Annotated in this window: 17 protein-coding genes; 8 read left to right on the top strand and 9 right to left on the bottom strand. The window is 62.6% G+C overall.

Annotated features, from left to right (window positions below):
- Window positions 1-49 precede the first annotated feature (49 nt).
- Window positions 50-1,150, bottom strand: coding sequence for a substrate-binding domain-containing protein (locus tag D0Y96_RS16175; protein ID WP_117302007.1), 1,101 nt, complete (start codon window positions 1,148-1,150; stop codon window positions 50-52).
- A gap of 94 nt (window positions 1,151-1,244) precedes the next feature.
- A complete protein-coding gene (locus tag D0Y96_RS16170; protein ID WP_117302005.1) occupies window positions 1,245-2,423 on the bottom strand; it encodes a sugar isomerase in 1,179 nt (392 codons plus the stop codon).
- Between the two features lie 274 nt (window positions 2,424-2,697).
- Here D0Y96_RS16170 and rhaT point away from each other — a divergent pair, with 274 nt between their 5' ends.
- Together rhaT and D0Y96_RS16160 are read left to right on the top strand one after the other, a co-directional pair.
- A complete protein-coding gene (gene rhaT, locus D0Y96_RS16165) occupies window positions 2,698-3,804 on the top strand; it encodes an L-rhamnose/proton symporter RhaT (protein ID WP_117302003.1) in 1,107 nt (368 codons plus the stop codon).
- Window positions 3,805-3,898: 94 nt separating this feature from the next.
- Window positions 3,899-4,147, top strand: coding sequence for a hypothetical protein (locus tag D0Y96_RS16160; protein WP_147325099.1), 249 nt, complete (start codon window positions 3,899-3,901; stop codon window positions 4,145-4,147).
- A gap of 568 nt (window positions 4,148-4,715) precedes the next feature.
- On the opposite strand, the gene D0Y96_RS16155 is transcribed toward D0Y96_RS16160, so the two are convergent.
- Genes D0Y96_RS16155 through D0Y96_RS16145 form a run of 3 tightly spaced genes read right to left on the bottom strand, consistent with a single transcriptional unit; the run spans window position 4,716 to window position 7,581 of the window.
- Entirely contained in the window at window positions 4,716-5,405 is a 690-nt protein-coding gene (locus D0Y96_RS16155; protein ID WP_117302001.1) for a LutC/YkgG family protein, read from the bottom strand.
- Entirely contained in the window at window positions 5,402-6,841 is a 1,440-nt protein-coding gene (locus D0Y96_RS16150) for a LutB/LldF family L-lactate oxidation iron-sulfur protein (protein WP_117301999.1), read from the bottom strand. Before D0Y96_RS16150 ends, D0Y96_RS16155 begins: the two co-directional genes overlap by 4 nt.
- Window positions 6,838-7,581, bottom strand: a complete 744-nt coding sequence (locus tag D0Y96_RS16145; protein WP_117301996.1) for a (Fe-S)-binding protein — start codon at window positions 7,579-7,581, stop codon at window positions 6,838-6,840. Before D0Y96_RS16145 ends, D0Y96_RS16150 begins: the two co-directional genes overlap by 4 nt.
- 221 nt (window positions 7,582-7,802) lie before the next feature.
- Here D0Y96_RS16145 and D0Y96_RS16140 point away from each other — a divergent pair, with 221 nt between their 5' ends.
- The gene (locus D0Y96_RS16140; RefSeq protein ID WP_117302653.1) at window positions 7,803-9,437 is read left to right on the top strand and encodes a rhamnogalacturonidase; all 1,635 of its coding nucleotides are present in this window, start codon (window positions 7,803-7,805) and stop codon (window positions 9,435-9,437) included.
- A 137-nt stretch (window positions 9,438-9,574) separates the two neighbouring features.
- Here D0Y96_RS16140 and D0Y96_RS16135 read toward each other — a convergent pair whose 3' ends face one another.
- Window positions 9,575-10,924 (bottom strand): glycerate kinase type-2 family protein, encoded by a 1,350-nt coding sequence (locus D0Y96_RS16135; RefSeq protein WP_117301994.1) that lies wholly within the window; start codon window positions 10,922-10,924, stop codon window positions 9,575-9,577.
- Window positions 10,921-11,598, bottom strand: coding sequence for an alpha/beta hydrolase (locus D0Y96_RS16130; RefSeq protein ID WP_117302650.1), 678 nt, complete (start codon window positions 11,596-11,598; stop codon window positions 10,921-10,923). The genes D0Y96_RS16135 and D0Y96_RS16130 overlap by 4 nt, the downstream gene beginning before the upstream one ends.
- Window positions 11,599-11,750: 152 nt before the next feature.
- Between D0Y96_RS16130 and D0Y96_RS16125 the strand changes: the two genes are divergently transcribed.
- The 3 genes from D0Y96_RS16125 (at window position 11,751) to bla (ending at window position 16,208) form a co-directional block, all read left to right on the top strand.
- Window positions 11,751-12,779: a M20/M25/M40 family metallo-hydrolase gene (locus tag D0Y96_RS16125; protein ID WP_117301992.1), complete on the top strand. Its 1,029-nt coding sequence runs from the start codon at window positions 11,751-11,753 to the stop codon at window positions 12,777-12,779.
- A gap of 36 nt (window positions 12,780-12,815) precedes the next feature.
- A complete protein-coding gene (locus tag D0Y96_RS16120; protein WP_117301990.1) occupies window positions 12,816-14,930 on the top strand; it encodes a thioredoxin domain-containing protein in 2,115 nt (704 codons plus the stop codon).
- Window positions 14,931-15,290: 360 nt separating this feature from the next.
- Complete coding sequence (gene bla, locus D0Y96_RS16115) at window positions 15,291-16,208, top strand: subclass B3 metallo-beta-lactamase (protein WP_117301988.1); 918 nt, start codon at window positions 15,291-15,293, stop codon at window positions 16,206-16,208.
- Window positions 16,209-16,498: 290 nt separating this feature from the next.
- Here bla and groL read toward each other — a convergent pair whose 3' ends face one another.
- Together groL and D0Y96_RS16105 are read right to left on the bottom strand one after the other, a co-directional pair.
- Complete coding sequence (gene groL, locus D0Y96_RS16110; RefSeq protein WP_117301986.1) at window positions 16,499-18,166, bottom strand: chaperonin GroEL; 1,668 nt, start codon at window positions 18,164-18,166, stop codon at window positions 16,499-16,501.
- A 189-nt stretch (window positions 18,167-18,355) separates the two neighbouring features.
- Window positions 18,356-18,667, bottom strand: coding sequence for a co-chaperone GroES (locus tag D0Y96_RS16105; protein WP_117301984.1), 312 nt, complete (start codon window positions 18,665-18,667; stop codon window positions 18,356-18,358).
- 488 nt (window positions 18,668-19,155) lie between these two features.
- Here D0Y96_RS16105 and D0Y96_RS16100 point away from each other — a divergent pair, with 488 nt between their 5' ends.
- Window positions 19,156-21,048 carry a bifunctional diguanylate cyclase/phosphodiesterase gene (locus tag D0Y96_RS16100; RefSeq protein WP_117301981.1) on the top strand — a complete coding sequence of 631 codons (1,893 nt, stop codon included), beginning with the start codon at window positions 19,156-19,158 and terminating at the stop codon, window positions 21,046-21,048.
- Window positions 21,038-21,364, top strand: coding sequence for an antibiotic biosynthesis monooxygenase family protein (locus D0Y96_RS16095; RefSeq protein WP_199480396.1), 327 nt, complete (start codon window positions 21,038-21,040; stop codon window positions 21,362-21,364). The genes D0Y96_RS16100 and D0Y96_RS16095 overlap by 11 nt, the downstream gene beginning before the upstream one ends.
- The last annotated feature ends 438 nt before the right edge of the window (window positions 21,365-21,802 follow it).

Genomic DNA, 21,802 nt, shown 5'->3' with positions numbered 1-21,802 from the left:
GAAAATAATGGCGCTGCCGAAACCGGCTTCTTTTACTCCGTTTTGGCCGTCACCCCTGCTCCGCTTTGGCCATCGCCGCGCCCGTCACCAGCTTGTGCTCCACGTAGTTGTACGGAGGAACCGTCTGGCCGCGAAGAATCGACAGCCCCAGCTGGATCAGGTACGGACCATAGCTCGGCGCCTCGTGCGATACCGAGCCCACCCACGGGCTGTCCGGCCGCTGCATCTCTTCGAGCGCCTCCGGAATGCAGTCCTGTCCGGCAATGGCGACATGCCTCTCGCGCTTCAGCTCGCGCACCGCCTCCAGCGCGCCCAGCGCGCTCGTATCCGTGGCCGCGGCAATCAGAATGTGCCGGTCCTTCGGGTGCCGGTTCAGAAACTCCGCAATCAGCTTCGAGCTCTTGTCGCGCATCCCGCGTCCATCCATGCGCACGAAGGTCTCGATCGGCTGGTTCGGCAGCTTATTGCGAATCCCCTGGAAGCTTCCCGTGATGCGGCTCTGCACCAGCGGCCCCGCCTCTTCGATGTCGAGTCCCAGAATCCACTCCGCCTTGCCGCGCCAGCGCTCCTGCGCATAGCGGGCCAGCAGCTCTCCCGCCTCCACGCCCACTCGGTAGTTGTCCACGCCGAAGTAGGTCGCGTGCGGATGCGGAATATCGATCGCAATCAGCGGAATGCCCGCAGCCGCGATCTTGTCCGCAATAATCGGCGCCACCTGCTGATCGATCTGGAACTCGATCGCCAGGTCCACGCGATTGCGCACAAACTCCTCCGCCGTACGAATCGCCGTCGCTGCGTCGTAGTGGTTGTCCAGCACCAGCAGGTCCACGCCCGCCTGGCTCGCCGCCGCGCGCAGGCTCGCCGTCACTTCTTCTGAGAAGGGCATCTCCGCGCTCTGTTTGCCGAAGCCGAAGCGCACCTTCCGCGGCCGCGTCACCAGCCGGTACAATCCGTCCTGCGACTGCGCCAGATAGCCGCGGTGAACAAACGTTTTCAGAATGCGGTAGACAGTCGTCTTCGAGATGCGCGTGCGCTGGAAGATCGCCTCCAGCGCCATCGGCTGCTCTTCTTTCTGCAGAAGCTCGAGGATATCGAGCGCCTTCGACAGGATAGGAATGAGATACAGGCGCCGTGTGGAAGATTTGGGCAAAGGTTTACCTCACCGGAAAAACTCAGCGCTGACCATATCACAATCATTTCGCTATTGGAACGTGGTTTCTGCAATGGATCGCAGAAACCGCCGCTCACGCGTAGCTCACAACCGCCTTCGCATTTCGCTCGCGCCGCTCTGCGCGGATCTTTTCAAGGTAGCCGCTCGTCCGCAGCGCATCGAGCGGATCTTCCGCAATCCCGTGGCTCCGCCGCCACTCCCGGATCGCTGGCCGCACGTCGAACCAGAAGGCCTCGCGCAGGCACTCTTCCGCCTCCACCAGCCGCGCCTCATCCTGCAGCCCGCCCAGCCGCTCGCGGTCCACAATCGCCGCTTTGGCAAAGATCTCCTGCGCGTTGCACACCGTCTGCACCATCGCTTCCATCTTGCCCTTCAGGTTGTGGCTCTGGTCGATCATGAACGGTATCTGCTGCACATCCGCGGCGTTCGAGAAAATCTCATGGAAGATGCGGAAGATCTGGTAAGGATCGATCGAGCCCAGCGTCAGATCGTCATCCGCATACTTGCGGTCGTTGAAGTGGAAGCCGCCCAGCAGCTCTTCATGCAGCAGCCACGTCACGATCTGTTCGATATTCTGCCCCTGATAGTGATGCCCCGTATCCACCAGCACCGTGGCCTTCGGGCCCGTCCGCCGCGCCAGCACCAGCGCCATGCCCCAGTCGGCGATATCGGTGTGATAAAAGGCCGGCTCGAAGGGCTTGTACTCGATCAGCATCCGCTGCCGCTCGCCGAGCGCCGCATGCACCGCGGCAAAGACCTCCAGCATCCAGTCGATCCGTCGCCGGATGCTCTGCGAGCCCGGATAATTCGAGCCATCGGAGACCCACAGCGAAACATCCCGCATCCCGAGCGCCTTCGCAATCTCCACCGACTCCAGCAGATGATCCGTCGCAATCGCCCGCACCGCCTTGTCCGGATTGCAGATCGAGCCGTACTTGTACTCCTGCCGCTCGAAGAGGTTGGGATTGATCGCGCCCGCGCGAATCCCGTACTTCGCCGCCAGCGACCGGATCTGCTGCGCGTCCTTCACTCCATTCGGCAGGTCCCACTCCACGTGCAGCGCCAGCGACGGGCTGGCTCCGGTCAGCGCGTGTACCTCCGCCGCATCGGCAAACTTCTCTTCGATACTGGTCGCCGCTTCCGCCTGCTGAAATTTCCCAAACCGTGTCCCGGTGTTGGCAAAGCCCCAGGACGGCAGCTCGATCTGAAAGGAATCAAGGGCATGATGGATACGTTCTTCAAATCGGCTCATTCGGGAATCTCCTCGCGCCAGGATAATAGCAGAAACAAACTATCTATTGAAACTTCACAGTTCCCCCGTGAATTTCCGCCTGTCTCTTCCGGTAGAGCATTATTTACCATCCAACCCATTCTGTGCGAGAAAGAAAATGGAAATCTGCACCAGCCCTTCAGCAGGGTAAACACCCCTTGTTTTTCCATCCATTAGCAAAGAAAGTTCCCAATTGGTACACGCATCCGCTACGATGATCCCGACTCACGATTACACGCGCACAGGAGAACGCTGAATGGGGCCAAATCCATTTCTGGGAATCGTCTACCACTGGATCGGCGGACTCTCCTCAGCAAGCTGCTACCTGCCCTTTCGCAAAATCCGCCGCTGGTCGTGGGAGGTCTACTGGCTTCTTCAGGGCGTCTTCAGCTGGATCATCGCGCCCACCGTGCTCGCCCTCATCTTCGTGCCCGCGTCCTATGCCATCCTGCACCACGCGCCCGCGTCCAGCATCGGCTATGCCTATATGTGGGGATTTCTCTGGGGCATCGGCGGCCTCACCTTCGGCCTTTCGGTCCGTTATCTCGGCATCGCTCTGGGATACGCCATCGCCCTCGGCCTCTGCACCGCCTTCGGCACGCTGCTGCCGCCCATCTTTGAAGGCCAGTTCGCCGCCATCGCCGGGTCCACATCAGGCCGCATCATTCTCCTCGGCATCGGCGTCTGCCTGCTCGGCATCGTCCTCAGCGGAGCCGCCGGCCTCTCCAAAGAGCGCGAAATGCCCGACGAGGAAAAGAAGAAGACCATCGAGGAGTTCAGCTTCGTCAAAGGCATCCTCGTCGCCACCTTTGCCGGCATCATGAGCGCCTGCTTCGCCTACGGCCTCGCCGCCGGCAAGCCCATCGCCGCGCTCTCCGCGCAGTGGCTCCTCGCCCACCACCACGCCGACCTCTTCCAGAACCTGCCCGTGCTCATCATCGTCCTCTGGGGCGGATTCACCAGCAACTTCATCTGGTGTGCCTGGCTGCTCTTCCGCAACCGCACCTGGGGCCAGTACGTGGAAGGCCGCCGCCATGGAGCCACGCCCTGGGTCAACCTGCTCATGTCCGCCGCCGCCGGCATCATGTGGTACTTCCAGTTCTTCTTCTACAGCATGGGCCAGACGAAGATGGGCAAGTACGACTTCTCGAGCTGGACCCTCCACATGGCCAGCATCATCATCTTCTCCACGCTCTGGGGAATCCTGCTGCACGAGTGGCGCGGCACCAGCCTCAAAACCCGCTGGCTGGTCACCGCCGGACTCGCTCTGCTCGTCGGATCAACCCTGGTCGTCGGCTACGGCAACTACCTCAAGGCCAATGAATTGCCGACAGCCACCGCGCAGGCAATACTGCGGCAATAATTGGAGCCCACTATAGTCTGCCCTCCATTGTCAATGGGCGTGATTTTCGGTGGTGTTCTAAGCTGAAGCAATAATCCAAAATGAGGTATACGCCTTGGCCAAAGTGAAAAAGGGCTCAAGTGAAGACCCCTCAATAAAGACACGTATTCAGAGTCGGTGGGCTCGGTTCATCAGTTATCTAAAACACAAAATGAATGAGAAGTTCGCCAAAACGGAACAGGAATCATCCGCTGACAAATCGGCACGTATTACCGCTAACGCAACAAAAATGGATGGCGATCTTCACTCTCATTTTGGTGATTACCAGTCTGGTGACGACTTGCATCTTGAGAAATCAACTTAGGGAGATGCACGAGGGGGGAACTGACACACGCAACCTAGCCGTTGCTGCACTTTTAAATTCTCGCGCTTGGGTTGTGATAAAGGAAACTGGATTTAGATATACACCAGATGCACCCAGAGTAACTGGGAGGATAATCATTACGAACACCGGTCCTTCTCCAGCATTTAATATCCATATCTGGAGATGCGGACAGGTCAGAGTTGACGTACCCTCCATTGGTGCTTTCCCGCCTAATATCCCAGGCTGCTTAGTGGAAGATGTCGGGACCATCGGTAGAGATGCGACTATGACATTCGACACAACCAACCACTCTCAAGCCGTACCAAAGAACAGTCTTGATCCATCCAATCACAGTTCAGGACCTCACTATTACGTCTGGGGTGATATCACTTACGATATCTACCCCAAAGATAAGAGGCATTTCATGAGCTTTTGTCTGTTGAACGCGAGCGATCAATTAGCTCCATGCAATAGGGGGAATGACGCAGACTGACAGCGTTATGATCGGGGAAAATTAGGGCCCTGCCAGACTTTCAGATTGTAGGCATGGGTCGATAGCGAGATAAGTTCACCCCACCAGCACCACGTCCAGAAAGCGCGGCCCGTGCACGCCGCGCACGCGCATCATCTCGATATCCGCCGTCGCCGAAGGCCCGGAGATAAACGTAATCGGAGCGGTTGCAAATCCCGCCAGCCGATCCATCGCCTCCGGCACCGTCTCTACCACCTGCTCCGTGCGCACCACGCACAGGTGCCGGTCCGGCAGCAGCGTAAATCGCCGCGCTCCCTCGCCCGGCCCATGCGTCAGCACAATCGATCCCGTGAAGGCGATCCCCGCAAAGCAGCTCGTGATGATGCCGTCGCAGCGGTCCAGATCCTCGACGTTCGCCTTCTCCTCGCGCCGGAAGGCAAAGCTCTCAGCCGGCCCCCCTGCCGCGCCCGATTTTGGCGTGATCGGGTCAGGCAGCATCTCTACCGGAAAGCCGTCCGCCACAATCACCGACCGCTGCCCGTGCTCCTGCAGAATCGCGCCGATCGCGACCGCCACTCGCGCCGCATCCGTCCGCACCACGTTGGCGTCGTACTCGTGCAGCCGCTCGATAAACATCGCCAGCCGCGCATCTGCATCCAGCGAGCCCGCGCGGCGATACTCCCGCGGGAGCACTTCGCGCTCCGCCTCCCGCGCCGCCGCATCGGCAGACGATCCGCCGATCGCCGAGCGAATCCGCTTCAGAACCGCTTCGCGCGTCCCGCTCATGCCTGCTTCTCCTGTTTTTTCTGGCGCTGCTTCCACCACGCGCGGAACGGCTGATCGGGAATCGCCTTCATATCGCGCACCGCCGTCCAGTTGCCCATCATGCCCGGCAGGTGCCGCACCCATCCATGCGATACGACGGGCCATTGCCCCACCCGCGCCAGCCGCTGCGCCGCCTCAAAGCGATGACGGCTGCCGAAGACCGTGGCCATCGCCTTCATCCCCAGCGCCTCCGGATCGAGCGCGCTCTTCTGCTCGCGCACCACACGCCCGCGCAGATGAATCAGCACCTCCGGAATGTTGATCTTCACCGGACACACTTCATAGCACGCTCCGCACAGCGACGACGCGTAGGGAAGCGACTGCGCGTGCTCCATATTCAGCACCTGCGGCGTAAAGATCGCTCCAATCGGCCCCGCATAGCTCGACCCGTACGCGTGCCCGCCCGTCTGTCGGTACACCGGACACGTATTCAGGCACGCCGCGCAGCGAATGCAGTGCAGCGTCTGCCTCGATTCCTTATCCGCCAGGATGCTCGTGCGTCCGTTGTCCAGCAGCACCACATGAAAGTGCTTCGGCCCGTCGTCCTCGTGCGTGCCCGTCCAGATCGAGTTGTACGGATTCATCCGCTCGCCCGTCGCCGACCGCGGCAGCAGCTGCAGAAAGACCTCCAGATCCTCGAACGACGGAATCACCTTCTCGATCCCCGCCATCGAGATCAGCACCTCCGGCATCGTCAGGCACATCCGTCCATTGCCCTCCGATTCCACAATGCACACGCCGCCCGTCTCCGCGATCAGGAAATTCGCGCCGCTTACGCCGATCTTCACGCGCAGAAACTTCTCGCGCAGAAACCGCCGCGCCGCCGCCGTCAGATCCTCCGGCCGGTTGCCCAGCTCCTTCAGCCCCATCTCGCGCAGAAAGATCTCGCGAATCTGCGCGCGGTTCTTGTGCAGCGCCGGGACGACGATATGCGATGGCTTATCGTGCCCCAGCTGAATAATCAGCTCCGCCAGGTCCGTCTCATACGGATGAACGCCCGCCTGCTCCAGCGCCTCGTTCAGCCGCGTCTCGTCCGAAGTCATCGTCTTGATCTTGATGACTTCCTTGCCGCCATACTGTTGCACCAGCCCCAGCACAATGCGGTTCGCCTCGTCCGCGTCCGAGGCCCAGTGCACCACGCCGCCCGCCGCCGTAAAGCGCTCCTCGAACTGCGTCAGGTACGTGTCCAGATGCTTCAGCGTGTGCCGCTTGATCGCGCTCGCCGCCGTCCGTAGCTCCTGCCAGTCCGTCTGCTCCGCCACCACCAGCCCGCGCTTGCGCTGGATCGTATCCGTCGCATGACGCACGTTCTTTCTCAGTTGCGCATCGTCCAGCAGCGGCAGCGCCGCTTTCTGAAACGGCAGGGCCCGCGCCGACTCGCCCACCCGCACCGTCATGCTTCGCCCTCCGCTTCGGTCGAGGCCAGAATCTGCGCCAGATGCACCGTCTTCACGCCCGCCCTCGCCCGGTGCAGCCCGCCGAAGATGTGCATCAGGCATGAGTTATCCACCGCCGTGCACACCTCGGCCGTCGTGTTCTCCACGTCCTTCATCTTCTCCGCCAGCATTGCCGCCGACACGTCGCCGTTCTTCACCGCGAACGTGCCGCCGAAGCCGCAGCAGCGGTCGATATTCGGCAGCTCCACCAGATCGATGCCGCGCACCTTCCGCAGCAGCCGCAGCGGAATATCCCCAAGCTGCAGCCCGCGCAGCGAGTGGCAGCTCGCGTGGTAGGTCACGCGATGCGCGTAGTACGCGCCCACATCTTCCAGGCCCAGCTTCTTCACCAGCAGCTCGCTCAGCTCATAGATGCGCGGCAGCAGCTCTTCCACTGCCCGCACCAGCTCCGCGTCGCCGCTCTCCTCCGCCATCAGCGGATAGTGGTCGCGAATCATAGCCACACACGACGAAGAGGGAATGCAGATCGTCTCCGCCTCCCGGAACGTCTCCACAAACCGCTTCATCAGTGGAACGGCCTCGCGCTGATAGCCGGTGTTGTAGTGCATCTGCCCGCAGCAGGTCTGGTCGAGAGGAAAGACCACCTCATGCCCCAGCCGCTCCAGCAGCCGCACCACCGCCTGGCCCGTCTCCGGAAACAGCGTGTCGTTGTAGCAGGTAATAAAAAGCGTAATGCGCACTCGGCCCTCGCTCCGTCTTCTGACAAAAAAGTCCGCTCCTCCACCATGCCACAACTGCCTCGCCTGCCGCATCGGGAGGACCGATTTTCCGTCGAAACTTCAACTGGTCCGACCACTTCGTGTACCTTGTTACATGCCGGACGAAGCGGCACAAAGGAGAAGAGCAGGGAAGCGCCGAAGATGCCGCGCCGCCCGCGCCAGCCAGCATGAAGACCCCCGCGATGAAAAACGATGCCCGCACAAGCGACACCCGCAGGAACGACACTCGCAGAGACTTCCTTCGCTTTGCCGGAGCCGGCGTCACCGGCGCGGCTCTCGCCTCCGCGCCTGCCTTCGCCGCCTCCGCGCCGCACGCTCCCGCCGCCGCAGCATCATCCGGCTTCTCCGTCAATGCCTTCGGAGCCGTGGGCGACGGCAAAACCATCGACACGCCCGCCATCAATCGCGCCATCGAAGCCGCTGCCGCAAAGGGCGGGACCGTCTTCTTTCCCGCCGGAACCTACGCCTGCTACTCCATCCGCCTCAAAAGCAACGTCGCGCTCTTCCTCGATCAGGGAGCCGTCATCCTCGCCGCCGAAGGCGCGCAATACGATGCGGCCGAGCCCAACACCGCATGGGACGCCTACCAGGACTACGGCCACAATCACTGGCACAACAGCCTGATCTGGGGCGAAGACCTCGAAAATATCTCCATCACCGGTCCCGGCCTCATCTACGGCAAAGGCCTCAGCCGCGGCCACCACGAAGACACCGATCTGCCCGGCACCACCAGCCCCGGCGTCGGCAACAAGGCCATCTCGCTCAAAAACTGCCGCAACGTCATCCTGCGCGACTTCTCCATCCTGCAGGGCGGCTGGTTCGGCATCCTCGCCACCGCGGTCGACAACCTCACCATCGACAATCTCAAAATCGACACCAACCGCGACGGCATGGACATCGACTGCTGCCGCAACGTGCGCGTCTCCAATTGCTCGGTCAACAGTCCCTGGGACGACGGCATCTGCCTCAAAAGCTCCTACGGCCTCGGCTACGCCCGCGCCACGGAAAACGTCACCATCACCAGCTGCTACGTCTCCGGCTACTGGCAGCTCGGCAGCCTGCTCGACGGCTCCTGGAAGAAATTCCCCGACGACGCGCGCGTCCCGCGCACCGGCCGCATCAAGTTCGGCACCGAATCCAATGGCGGATTCATCAACATCACCGTCTCCAACTGCGTCTTTGAAGGCTGCCAGGGCCTCGCGCTCGAATCCGAAGACGGCGCGCTGCTCGAAGACGTCGCCGTCAGCAACATCACCATGCGCAACATCGTCAGCGCGCCCATCTTCCTGCGCCTCGGCTCGCGCCTCCGCGGCCCAAAAGAGAGCACGAAGGTTGGCACCATGCGCCGCGTCTCTATCAGCAACATCGTCTGCTGGAACACCGCCTCGAAGCTCTCTTCCATCCTCAGCGGCATCCCCGGCTCGCAGATCGAAGACGTCTCCATCAGCGATGTCCTCATCGTCGCGCAGGGCGGAGCCGCCGCAGACCAGGCCGCCATCCATCCGCCGGAAAACGAGACGAAGTATCCCGAGCCGAATATGTTCGGCCCCATGCCCGCGTCAGGCTTCTACATTCGTCATCTGAAGGGGCTGTCTCTCAGCAATATCCGGATCAAAACCCTTGCCGACGATGCCCGCCCCGCATTCGTGCTTGAAGATGTGCAGGATGCCGAGCTCTTCCGCATCCAGGCCAGGCCTGCTGGCGGAGCGCCCATCGTAAGGCTCTCTCAGGTCGAGAACTTCGCCATCCGCTTCAGCGACCCCATCCCCGACACGAAGCTTCCACACGCCGATTCGGCCACACTGCCGCAATCGTAACTAGAGAAGTTACATATCTCCGGCTTGATTACGATCTGTTCCGAATCACTGGCCGCGAGCCTCTCCACGGGGCTCGCACAGCTTTCTGTCTTCTAATCCCTGACGGCGAATAGCTGATCCCTGATCCCTGCCTTCTCCTACCCGCCCGAAATCAAAATTCGCAGATCGCGCAGATTGTTGCCCGTCGGCCCCGTCACCACCGCATCGCCCAGCGCGGTAAACAGCGTGCAGGCGTCGAAGCGCTCCAGCGTCTCCTGCGGATCGAAGTGGTAGGCCCGCGCCCGCGCCACCGTCGTCGTGTCCGCAATCGCGCCCGCTGCCGGACTGTTTCCGTCCATCCCGTCCGATCCCGCGCTCAGCACCGCCAGCGGCTGGCCTTCGTACTGCGCCAGATCCATCGCCGCCGCCAGCGCAAACTGCTGGTTGCGCCCGCCGCATCCCGGATGCGCGCCCAGCCTCACCGTCACCTCGCCGCTCGACAGCAGACACAGCCGCGGCGTCTCGCTCCGCAGCTCATGAAAGCGCTTCAGCAGATACGCCGCCGCATCCGCATAATCCCAGTCGTCGCAGCTGTTGTCGATCACCACGCGAAAGCCCAGCGCCTGCGCCCGGTCGCGCGCCGCGTTCACAAAGTCATGGTTCGAGAGCAGGGCATCCATGTGCATGTGCTCGAAGGCCTGCGGGGACTGCGGCTCGCCCGCCCTGCCGGCGATCACGCCTTCGAAATACCGGCGCACATTCGGCGGAAACTTCTCCATCAGGTGAAAGCGCTCCAGAATCTCCGCGCACTCCGCAGGAGTCGAATGGTCCGGCAGCGTCGGCGACGAGGCCACCGCAGCCAGGTCCTTCAGCGGCACATCGGCCAGCAGCAGCGTCAGCTTCTCCGCCTCCGGAGCCGCCATCGCCAGCCGTCCGCCCTTCACTGCCGAGAAGTACTTCCTCACCGTGTTGATCTCGGTGATCGACGCCCCGCTGGCAATCAGCGTCTCGTGAAAGGCGATCGTGTCGTCGAGCGAAATATGCTTGTCCAGCGGCAGCTCGAACATCGCCGATCCGCCCCCGCTCACCAGGAAGAAGACGAACGTGTCTTTTCTGGTCCGCTGCAGCAGCCGCAGCGCCGCCCGCGCCGCGCGAAACGAATCCTCGTTCGGCAGCGGATGCCCTCCGGCAAAAAAGCGGATTCTCCAGTTGCGCTTCTTCGGCAGCTCCGGCGCGCAGCACACCCCGCGGATATTCCGCTTCTCCGGCAGCCGCTCCAGCAGCGCCTCCAGCATCGTCAGTCCCGCCTTGCCGAATGAGATCACGAAGATCTTTTTGTACTGATCGAGAGGGAAGGAGGCCGCCTTCAGCAGCGGCGAAGGGCACAGAACAAGAGTTCTGTCGTCGAAGTGAAGATGACGGTCGAATGCCCGGGGAACATCGCAGGCCTTCAGCGCTTCACGAAAGATATCGGTTGCCGTCTGGTGCAGCTCGTCAAAGGTCATCATGAACGTATCAGTGGGGAAAACTCTTTTTCGGTCCACGCCGTCATGGCCGCGCGCACCTCATCCAGCTTACCTGCAAAAAAATGATCCGCATCGGCCACCCACACCAGCTCCTTCGGCTCGGGCGCCAGATCGACCGCGGCTTCCACCTTTTCCATGGGCCCGTACTGGTCGCGCGTCCCGCTGACGAACAGCTTCGGCTGCGCGCAGCTTCGAAGAAACTCGTAGTGGTAGTCGCGTCCTTCCGCATGCACCGGTACGCCCAGCCCAACCAGGCCGCGTACCCGCGCATCGCCGCAGCATACATGCAGCCCCACATTCGCGCCGAATGAAAATCCCGCAAACAGCAGCGGCCGTCTGAACTCCCGCTCCAGCCAGTCCAGCGCCGCCCGCACGTCGTCGCGCTCGCCGCGGCCGTGGTCGTGCTCGCCCTCGCTCAGCCCCGTGCCGCGAAAGTTAAAGCGCAGCACCGGCAGCCCCAGCCCCTGAAAGGCCTTCATCGCGTGATACACCACTTTGTTATGCATGGTGCCCCCGCCCATCGGGTGGGGATGGCAGACCAGGGCGGCAAAATTTGCGTCCGGCGAGCCGGAGTTCAGCAATGCTTCCAGCCTTCCCGCCGGTCCGCGCAGATCGTCCACCGTGCGCAGCACAGCAGAAGCAGTGGAAATCGTCATCGCCATCCATTGTAAGCAATGAAAATTCATCCGGTTTTTACACCGTCGAATCTCCCGCTCTGCCGAAAGCCTTCCGTTCCTGAAAAACCTCCTGCCGCTTTTTCCTCTGCAAATCAAAGCGGGCCGCTTCCTCCCTGTATCCTGAAGCACAGATGACTCTCGATCCGGTCCAGTTCACCCGCGCCCTCGTCGACATCGAATCCATCACCTATAACGAAGGTGCGGCCGCGTCGTATCTCGCCGAATTCCTGCTCAAACGCCACTGGTCCGTCGAAAAAATGCCGGTCGAGCAGCATGCCGAGAGCGGCTCCGCCAGCGAGCGCTTCAATGTCTTCGCCTCTGTCTCCGGAAAAACGCCCGAAATCGTCTTCTCCACCCACATCGACACCGTTCCGCCATTCATCCCTTCGAGCGAAGACGACGAGTTCATCTACGGCCGCGGCGCCTGCGACGCCAAAGGCATCATCGCCGCGCAGCTCGCTGCCGCCGAGCGCCTGCACGACCTCGGCATTCCCGCCGGCCTGCTCTTCGTCGTCGGCGAGGAGCGCGACTCCGCCGGAGCCCGGGTCGCCAATCAGAATCCGCGCGGCAGCCGCTTCCTCATCAACGGCGAGCCCACCGACAATCGCATCGCTCTTGCCTCGAAGGGCGCGCTCCGCGCCATCGTGCGCGCCGCCGGAAAGATGGCGCACTCCGCCTACCCTGAGCTCGGCGACAGCGCCACGCACAAGCTCGTCGAGGCGCTGCACCGCATCCTCGCTCTGCCTCTGCCCGCCACGCACGACGTCGGCCCCAGCACCCTCAATATCGGCACCATCTCCGGCGGCCACGCTCCCAACGTCATCGCCGACTCCGCCGAGGCCCAGATCCTCATCCGCCTCGTCGGCCCGTCCGAAGAGACGCGCAGCTCCATCGAAGACGCCGTCGAAGGTCTCGCCACCGTCGAGTGGCCCCTCGAAATCCCCTTCATGCGCATGCGCCACTTCGAAGGCCTGCCCAGCATGATCGCCGCCTTCACCACCGACATTCCCTGGCTCTCCGGCTGGGGAGAACCGCTCTTGCTCGGTCCCGGCTCCATCCATGTCGCGCATACGCCGCACGAAAGGCTCTCCAAACGCGAGCTTTTTGAAGCCATCGATCTCTACGTCGAGGTCGCAAAGCGCCTCGTGAACGGCGGCTGAGGCCGCAAACGCGTAAAACGCCAGGAAAGCATAACGATGTCCTCTTTCAACGCCCTCGAACACGCCGCATCCTCTTATCTGCGCTCGGCCATGCATCAGCCCATCCGGTGGCACGAGTGGGGCGAAGCGGCCTTCGCCGCCGCCGCGAAGGAAGACAAGCCCATCCTGCTCGATATCGGAGCCGTCTGGTGCCACTGGTGCCACGTCATGGACCGCGAGTCCTACGAGAACCCCGCGCTCGCCGAGGTCATCAACCGGCACTTCATCGCCGTCAAGGTCGATCGCGATGAGCGTCCTGACGTCGATGCCCGCTATCAGGCCGCCGTGCAGGCCATGAGCGGTCAGGGCGGCTGGCCGCTCACCGCCATCCTCACGCCCGACGGCCGCCCCTTCTTTGGCGGAACCTACTTTCCTGCCGACGACCGCTACGGCCGCCCCGGCTTCCAGCGCGTCCTGCTCACCCTCTCCGACGTCTGGAAGACCCGCCGCGACGAAGCCCTCGAATCCGCGGCCAGCGTCTTCGCCGCCATCGAGCACAGCGAGACCTTCTCCGGCCGCTCTGCATCGCTCTCCCTCGGCATCATCGACAAGCTCGTGCAGAGCTCCATCAGCCAGTTCGACCCGCGCCACGGCGGCTTCGGCTCGCAGCCTAAATTCCCGCACCCCGCCGCCGTCGATCTCCTCATCGACACCGCCGCCCGCACCGGCAACGAGCCGGCAAAGGAGACCGTCACCGTCACGCTGAAGAAGATGTCCGAGGGCGGCATCTACGATCATCTCGCCGGAGGCTTCCACCGCTACTCCGTCGACGAGCGCTGGGTCGTGCCGCACTTCGAAAAAATGCTGTACGACAACGCCGGCCTGCTCGCCAACTACGTCCACGCCTTCCAGACCTTCGTCGATCCCGCCTTCGCGCAGACCGCGAACGACATCATGCGCTGGATGAACGAGTGGCTCACCGACCGCGAGCAGGGCGGCTTCTACGCTTCGCAGGATGCCGACGCCTCGCTCGACGACGACGGCGATTACTTCACCTGGACCCGCGCCGAGGCCTCTGCCGCGCTCACTCCCGAAGAGCTCGCCATCGCCGGCCCGTACTACGACATCGGCGAGATCGGCGACATGCACCACAATCCGCAAAAGAATGTGCTGCACATCCGCCATTCGCTCGAAGAGATCGCGCAGCGCGCCTCGCGCAGCATCGAAGAAGCCGGACAGCTTCTGCTCTCCGCGCGGGAAAAGCTCTACGCCTCGCGCCTCGCGCGTCCCACGCCCTTCATCGACAAAACCCTCTACACTGCATGGAACGCGATGGCCATCTCCGCCTACTTTGACGCCGGCCGCGTGCTCGATGCCGAAGCTCCCCGCGCCTTCGCCCTCAAATCCCTCGACCGCATCCTGCGCGATGCGTGGGAGCCGCAGACCGGCCTCGCGCACGTCGTCGCGTATCCGGAGAGCGAAGCCGCCCGCACCCGCGTCTCCGGCGTCCTCGAAGACTATGCCTTCCTCATCCACGCCTGCATCGATGCGTGGGAGGCCACCGGCGAGCTGCGCTGGTATCAGCACGCGCAGCAGCTCGCGGACACCATGATCGCCCGCTTTTACGACGCGACCGGCGGCGGTTTCTTCGACACCGAACAGAACAGTGAGCCGAAGCTCGGCGCCCTCTCCGCACGCCGCAAGCCCATGCAGGACTCGCCCACGCCCGCCGGCAACCCCGTCGCCGCCGCGGCCCTGCTGCGCCTCGAAGCCCTGAGCGGCCTCGCCGGTCTCCGCGAGAAGGCAGAAGACACCCTCGAGACCTTTGCTGGCGTCATCGAGCACTTCGGCCTCTATGCCGGCAGCTACGGCCTCGCCCTCGACCGTCTTCTGCTGCCCTCCGTGCAGGTCGTCGTCGTGGGAGAAGGCGACCCGGCCCGCCGTTTCTCTACCGTCGCCACCGCCCGCTACGCCGTCAACAAAACCGTCATCCAGCTCCGGCCTTCCCAGGTCAGCGCAGACGCTCTGCCGCCCGTGCTGGCTGAAACGCTGCCTGGCCTGCCGCAGCTTCACGGCGGAACGGCCTTCGCCATGGTCTGCCGGGGCACCTCCTGCCTGCCGCCCACCAGCGACATCGAGCAGCTTCTGCTGCAGATCAGCGAAGCGGGTTGAACGCAGGGGAAGCCGGCTGAGCTCGGCCGCGCAGAAAAGGCCGTCGTCAGTAAGCCGGTTTGAATGTTTCTGGAGAAGGGCACGGCTTTAGCCGTGCCGCAGGAAGCCAGCAATGCATGCGGCTTCAGCCGGGGGCCGTGTCCCTCTGTCCGGACACAGGATTTGCAGAATCCCCGGGGTGATGAAAACCTTCAACCCTTGTCATCCCGACCTGCGCAGCCGTCGTCGGGCGGCTGCGCAGGATCTGCATTTCTTATCCCTGAAGAATTGCCGGACACCACATGTCACCATGATTGCGACGTTTCATCTCGTGCCCGGTTATGGACGAATTTCTTCGCCTTTGCAAAAATTGAGACCGCTATGAATCAAAAAACAATCGCTCGTCAAATCGGATGGAGGGTCTGCCTGTGCCTGGCCGCTCTCTTCCTCGCCGGATACGCAGCCTCTGCGCGCGCTGCGGACAATCCCGACTGGACCACCCCCATCGCGCCCTTCCGCATTGCGAACAATCTCTACTACGTCGGCAGCAAAGACCTCGCCTCCTACCTCATCGTCACGCCGCAGGGCGACATCCTCATCAACTCCAGCCTCACAAGCTCTCCCGCGCTCATCCGCAAAAGCGTCGAACAGCTCGGCTTCCACTTCCGCGACATTAAGATCCTGCTCATCAGCCACGCACACTCCGACCACGACGCCGGCAGCGCCGAGATCCTCCACCTCACCGGTGCGAAATACATGGTCATGGACGGCGACGTGCCCGTCGTCGAAAGCGGCGGCGCGAAAGATTTCGCTTACCCCAACGATCACTATCCCGCCGCAAAGGTCGACCGCGTCCTGCACGATGGCGATGAAGTGCGCCTCGGCGGTACGGTCCTCGTCGCGCATAAAACCCCCGGCCACACCCGCGGCTGCACCACCTGGACGATGAAGACCCGCGCCGCCGGACCGGGAAGCAGCGGGAAGCTGCTCAACGTAGTGATCGTCGGCAGCTGGAACGTCAATCCCGGATACCGCCTCGTCAATCGCCCTGGCCATCCTGCGTCCTACCCCGGCATCGTCGGCGACTACGAAAGGACCTTTACCCTGCTCAAAAGCCTGCCCTGCGATATCTTCCTCGGCGCGCACGGAGCCTACTTCGACATGCTCCCCAAGCTTGAGAAAGACAAAGCCGGAGCCGGCGAATCCGTCTGGATCGATCCCGACGGCTACCGCTCCGCCGTCATCGAGCGCGAGCAGGCCTTCCACGCCGAGCTGAAACGCCAGCAGGACGCGCACTGATATTTCCCGCGAATCCCTGCAGAGAAGCCCTTCGAAAAATCCTCGCTAAACAGAAAAGCCCTCGCTTCGGCGAGGGCTTTTCTGCGCTGCCTGAGCCTGCCCTGAGCGAGATGCAGGCGAGTCGAACGGGCGTGGGTCGCTTGTCATGCAGCGTGCTGTCCACCCGGGCACACGAAACCGCTGCAAAAGAAAGGGGGCCTCGCCGAAGCGAAGCCCCTTTGGCGCCGTCAGGCGCGTATGCCTGGACGGCCAGTCCTGCGCCGCAAGGCGCGTGTCGCGAAACGCGCAGTTTAGTACATGCCGTCCATGCCGCCGCCGTGGCCGCCGGGAGCGGGGGCCGCCTTGGGCTCGGGAATCTCCGAGACCATGGCTTCGGTGGTCAGCATCAGGCCCGCGATCGACGCTGCATTCTGCAGCGCGGTGCGCGTGACCTTGGTCGGATCGATGACGCCGGCCTTCACCAGGTCCTCAAAGACGCCCGTTCCGGCGTTGTAGCCGAAGTTGGTGTCCTTGCTCTCGTGAATCTTGCCGACTACCACAGCGCCCTCTTCGCCGGCATTGCCGACGATCTGACGCAGCGGCTCCTCGATCGCGCGGCGGATGATCTGTGCACCGATCTTCTCGTCGCCTTCGAGGGTCTTGATCAGGGCATCGACTTCCGACGAAGCGCGAACCAGGGCCACGCCGCCGCCCGGGACGATACCTTCCTCGACAGCCGCGCGGGTCGCGTGCATGGCGTCCTCGACACGAGCCTTCTTTTCCTTCATCTCGGTCTCGGTCGCCGCGCCCACCTTGATCACCGCAACGCCGCCGACCAGCTTGGCCAGCCGCTCCTGCAGCTTCTCGCGGTCATAGTCGGAGGTCGTGCGCTCCACCTGGCTGCGAATCTCCTTCACGCGTCCGGCAATGGCAGAGGACTCGCCCTTGCCTTCGACGATCGTCGTGTTGTCCTTGTCGACAGTCACACGCTTCGCGCGGCCCAGGTCTTCCAGCTTGATGTTCTCGAGCTTCAGGCCCAGGTCTTCGGTGATCGCCTTGCCGCCCGTCAGGATCGCGATGTCGCCCAGCATGGCCTTGCGGCGGTCGCCGAAGCCAGGAGCCTTCACCGCGGCCACATTCAGCGTGCCGCGCAGCTTGTTCACCACCAGGGTCGCCAGCGCCTCGCCGTCCACGTCCTCGGCGATGATCGTCAGCGGCTTGCCGTTGCGGGCAACCTGCTCCAGCAGCGGAAGCAGATCCTTCATCGTGCTGATCTTCTTCTCGTAGATCAGGATGTAGGGATCTTCCTGCACCGCTTCCATGCGGTCCGGATCGGTCACGAAGTAGGGGCTCAGGTAGCCGCGGTCAAACTGCATGCCCTCGACAACCTCAAGCTGTGTCTCCAGAGTCTTCGACTCCTCGACCGTGATCACGCCGTCCTTGCCGACCTTCTTCATCGCCTCGGCAATGATCACGCCGATCGTCGAATCGGAGTTCGCCGAGATCGTGCCCACCTGAGCGATCATGTCGCCCGAGACCGGCTTCGAGAACTTCGACAGCGCTCCACCGACCACCACGCCGTCTTCGCCGCGCTTGCCCACGATGGCCTCAACGGCCTTCTCGATGCCGCGCTTCAGCGCCATCGGGTTCGCGCCGGCCGCGACCGTCTTCACACCCTCGCGGTAGATGGCCTGCGCCAGAACCGTCGCCGTCGTGGTGCCGTCGCCGGCTACGTCCGAGGTCTTCGACGCCACTTCGCGCACCATCTGCGCGCCCATGTTTTCGAGCGAATCCTTCAGCTCGATTTCCTTCGCGACGGTCACGCCGTCCTTGGTGATCGTCGGCGAGCCGAACTTCTTCTCGATGACGACGTTGCGGCCCTTGGGACCGAGTGTCACCTTCACCGCGTCAGCCAGAGTATTCACGCCGCGCAGAATAGCCTGACGCGAATCTTCTCCATGCAGAATCTGCTTTGCCATTTCTTTTCTCCTGAAACGTCTACGTCTGTTTCGTGAAAACTACAAAAGATTTGTCATCCCCACCGGAGCGCGTAGCGCGAAGCGGAGGGATCTGCTTTTCGGATCACCGGGTGCCCCACCTTCGCGAACCGGGGTCCCCGGCGAACAAAGTTCGCTGGGGTGGAGAAGCTAAGGTGGGCGTGGCCAGGACTACTTCTTGAGAATGCCGAGGACTTCTTCCTCACGCATGATCAGGAACTCTTCGCCATCGATCTTGATCTCGGTGCCTGAGTACTTGCCGAAGAGCACGCGGTCGCCCGCCTTCACGTCGAGAGGGAAGACCTTGCCTTCGTCGTTCGACTTGCCCTTGCCCACGGAGATCACTTCGCCTTCCTGCGGCTTCTCTTTGGCCGAGTCCGGAATGATGATGCCGCCGCGAATCGTCTCGCCCTCTTCCACACGGCGGACGAGGATGCGATCATGCAGCGGAGTAAACGTAGTCGTCGCTGTTGCAGTTGCCATTGCGTTGCTTCTCCTTCGGAGTTGCCGGATCGCGCGCCTGCGCACCCGGAATTGTGAATTGCGAGGGGCAGCCTCGCCGAAAATCAGGGTCAGTCTGGGATAAAACGTCACGGCCTGCCGGGCTTTGCCGATCATCCCGCACGCGAAACACGGCCAGGTCGAGAGAGGCGTTACGTGCTGTATGCCAGGCGCGCACGGCCCGTTAGCACTTTAACCCTCCGATTGCTAACGATACTGATTTCCCCAAAATACTGTCAAGGCCGATGACGATGAAAAATGAGTGAAAGTCGCTCAGATATTTGTTATAAAGTACGGCTCACCGGTTTCGGCTGGTTTGCGATCTCGTTTCCTTCTGTCTCTGCATTACGGAAGTAGTCGAAGAAACAGCGGGATACGTCATAATGTAAGGCGAAGCAGAGCGCCTGGAAGGGTTTTGTCTGCTGACTCTTCGGGCCCGTCAGTGTACTTCGAATGCAACAGAAACGGCGATGATCTCTCCTGGTGTTTCCCGCAATCCCGAATCGCATGACTTTCCTTCCTTTTCCCGCCTTGCGGGTATCGCCCTGCTGCTCATCGTTCTCTTTGCCGTCGCCTCTCTGCTCAATGCCCGCAGCTGGAGCGCCGGCGGCGTCACCATCTTCTGGCCTTCCAACGGACTCCTCCTCGGCGTTCTCCTCTGCTCCTCGCGCCGCCAGTGGCCTGTCTGGCTGATCCTCGCCGCGCTCATCGATTTTTCCGCCAACATCCTCCTCGGCGACAGAGCGCTGATGGCCGGCTGGCTTACGAGCTGCAACATGCTCGAGGTTCTCCTCGCCGCTCTGCCTCTTTATCCCATCATCGCGCCCCGCCCCGATCTCACCCAGCGCCGTCAGCTCATCAGCCTTCTGCTCTATGGAATGTTTCTCGCTCCGGCAGTGGCCTCGCTGCTCGCCTCGCCTGCCGTCGAGCACAGCTTCTATTTCTCCGGACTGATGCTGCATCGCTTTCAGATCTGGTTTACCGCCGACGCTCTCGGCATCACCATCGTCACCCCGCTCTACCTCGCCTTCACGCAGAGCCGCCCCTTTCAGTCGCGCCGCTGGAACGAGATCATCAGCCTCTTCGCGCTTCTGCTTCTGGTCACCATCCTCGTCTTCTGGCAGGTCCGCTTTCCGCTCTTCTTTCTGGTGCTGCCGTTTCTGCTCCTGCTCGGCCTGCGTCTCGGCCTCGCCGGCTCCGCGCTCGGGCTGCTGCTCGTGGCCGTCGTCGGCGGTCTCTTCACCACCATGAATCGCGGTCCGGCCGCGCTCATCTCCGGCGGCACGCTCTCCGGACGCATCCTCCTCCTCCAGTGCTTCCTCGCCGTCTCCATGCTCGTGCTGTATATCCCCGAAGTCGTCATTGCCGAGAGAAAACGTTTGCAGCAAAACCTCCAGGCCAGCGAAGCGCGCTTCCGTCTGCTTGCCGAGGCCTCGCGCGATGTCATCGTCCTCACTGATCTCGAAGGCCACCGCGACTACGTCTCCCCCTCCGTGACCGAAGTCCTCGGCTGGATGCCGGAGGACGTGATCGGCGGCAGCTATCACCAGCTCGTTCATCCCGACGACGTCGCCAGCCTCTCCCGGCTTCTGAAGGACTGCGAGGAAGGGAAGCCGGCCCGCGCCCTCCCCTACCGCTGCCGCAACAGCCAGGGAGAGTACCACTGGGTTGAAACCAACCCCCGTCTCTATCGCGATCCCGCCACCGGAAGCCCCGCCGGCTTCGTCAACATCGTCCGCGACATCTCCGACCGCCGCGCCGCCGAAGAAGAGCTGAACAAGGCCTTCCGCATGGTCGAAAGCCTCGCGACCGTCGACGGCCTCACCGGCCTTGCCAACCGCCGCCGCTTCGACGAAACCCTTGAGCGGGAGTGGTCGCGCGCCCAGCGCGAGCAGAGCACCCTCTCTCTGCTCATGATCGACGTCGACCACTTCAAGCGCTACAACGACGCCTACGGCCATCTCGCCGGCGACGACTGCCTCCGCCGCATCGCCCAGTCCATCGCTCTCTTTGCCGGACGCTCCGCCGACCTGGCCGCCCGCTACGGTGGCGAGGAGTTCGCCATCATCCTGCCCGGCACCGCCGCCTCCGGCTCGCTCGAAGTCGCCCAGCGCATCCTCGCCGATGTGGAGCAGTGCCGCATTCCGCACAGCAATAACGCAGCCTGGGACGTCGTCACCATCAGCATCGGCTCGGCCACCTTCTCGCCCATCGACGGCGACAGCTGCAGCCAGCTCGTGCGCATCGCCGACGAAGCCCTCTACCGCGCCAAACATGCCGGACGCAACCGCGTCGAAGCCGAGGACAGCCTCTCTGTCCGCAGGCTCACCGGCGACTCCGGAGGCGAGTCCGTTGATTCTTGAGACCGCCATCCTCAACGTGATTCTCGGAGCCGAAGCGGAGTTCGAAGCGGCAATGACCGCAGCCCGGCCTCTGGTCGCCGCCACGCCCGGCTTCCTTTGGATTGAAGTGCGCCCCTGCATCGAGACTCCGGGCCGCTATCTGCTGCTCGTCGCGTGGCAGAGCCTCGAAGACCACACCATCGGCTTCCGCCAGTCGGACCGGTACGAACCGTGGCGCCAGGCCCTCCACCATTTCTACGAGCCATTCCCCCTGGTCGAGCACTACGGCGACTCGCTCTTCGCGCCATCGAAACCCGGTAGAAGCCCCCGGCTTTAGCCGGGGGATAAAACTGCCGGATGAAGAGGGGCTTCAGCCCCGGCATTTTTCGTTCCCATCGGAACACGAATCCCGGGGTGCCCCAGGTCCGTTTTTCGGACATGGGACCGGCCGCCTGAATCCCCGCCCCTGTTATCCCCGACATCTTTTCCTTGTCATCCCGACCGAAGCGGAACGCAGTGAAGCGCAGTGGAGGGATCTGCATTTCCTCCTTCTGCGAAAAATCCCGGGGTGCCCCACCTTCGCGAACCGGGGTCCCCGGCGAACAAAGTTCGCTGGGGTGGAGAAGCTAAGGTGGGAAGCCTCATCGCTTTGTATCAGGGCACGGCTTCAGCCGTGCCGAAAAGAGATCCGAAAGAAAGGGGCTTCAGCCCCGGATCAGGCTACCCCCCGTCCGTCTTTTGGACATGGGACTGTAAACTCTTTCCCTTTTCACCC

Source organism: Paracidobacterium acidisoli (assembly GCF_003428625.2).
GTDB lineage: Bacteria > Acidobacteriota > Terriglobia > Terriglobales > Acidobacteriaceae > Paracidobacterium > Paracidobacterium acidisoli.
This window is presented reverse-complemented; position numbering and strand designations above follow the sequence as displayed.

What these genes read in the sequence shown, in the direction of transcription:
- D0Y96_RS16170 (WP_117302005.1), bottom strand. Translation starts at nt 2,423, where the DNA reads ATGAGCCGATTTGAAGAACGTATCCATCATGCCCTTGATTCCTTTCAG.
- rhaT (WP_117302003.1), top strand. Translation starts at nt 2,698, where the DNA reads ATGGGGCCAAATCCATTTCTGGGAATCGTCTACCACTGGATCGGCGGA.
- D0Y96_RS16155 (WP_117302001.1), bottom strand. Translation starts at nt 5,405, where the DNA reads ATGAGCGGGACGCGCGAAGCGGTTCTGAAGCGGATTCGCTCGGCGATC.
- D0Y96_RS16150 (WP_117301999.1), bottom strand. Translation starts at nt 6,841, where the DNA reads ATGACGGTGCGGGTGGGCGAGTCGGCGCGGGCCCTGCCGTTTCAGAAA.
- D0Y96_RS16140 (WP_117302653.1), top strand. Translation starts at nt 7,803, where the DNA reads ATGAAAAACGATGCCCGCACAAGCGACACCCGCAGGAACGACACTCGC.
- D0Y96_RS16135 (WP_117301994.1), bottom strand. Translation starts at nt 10,924, where the DNA reads ATGATGACCTTTGACGAGCTGCACCAGACGGCAACCGATATCTTTCGT.
- D0Y96_RS16130 (WP_117302650.1), bottom strand. Translation starts at nt 11,598, where the DNA reads ATGACGATTTCCACTGCTTCTGCTGTGCTGCGCACGGTGGACGATCTG.
- D0Y96_RS16125 (WP_117301992.1), top strand. Translation starts at nt 11,751, where the DNA reads ATGACTCTCGATCCGGTCCAGTTCACCCGCGCCCTCGTCGACATCGAA.
- D0Y96_RS16120 (WP_117301990.1), top strand. Translation starts at nt 12,816, where the DNA reads ATGTCCTCTTTCAACGCCCTCGAACACGCCGCATCCTCTTATCTGCGC.
- bla (WP_117301988.1), top strand. Translation starts at nt 15,291, where the DNA reads ATGAATCAAAAAACAATCGCTCGTCAAATCGGATGGAGGGTCTGCCTG.
- groL (WP_117301986.1), bottom strand. Translation starts at nt 18,166, where the DNA reads ATGGCAAAGCAGATTCTGCATGGAGAAGATTCGCGTCAGGCTATTCTG.
- D0Y96_RS16105 (WP_117301984.1), bottom strand. Translation starts at nt 18,667, where the DNA reads ATGGCAACTGCAACAGCGACGACTACGTTTACTCCGCTGCATGATCGC.
- D0Y96_RS16100 (WP_117301981.1), top strand. Translation starts at nt 19,156, where the DNA reads ATGATCTCTCCTGGTGTTTCCCGCAATCCCGAATCGCATGACTTTCCT.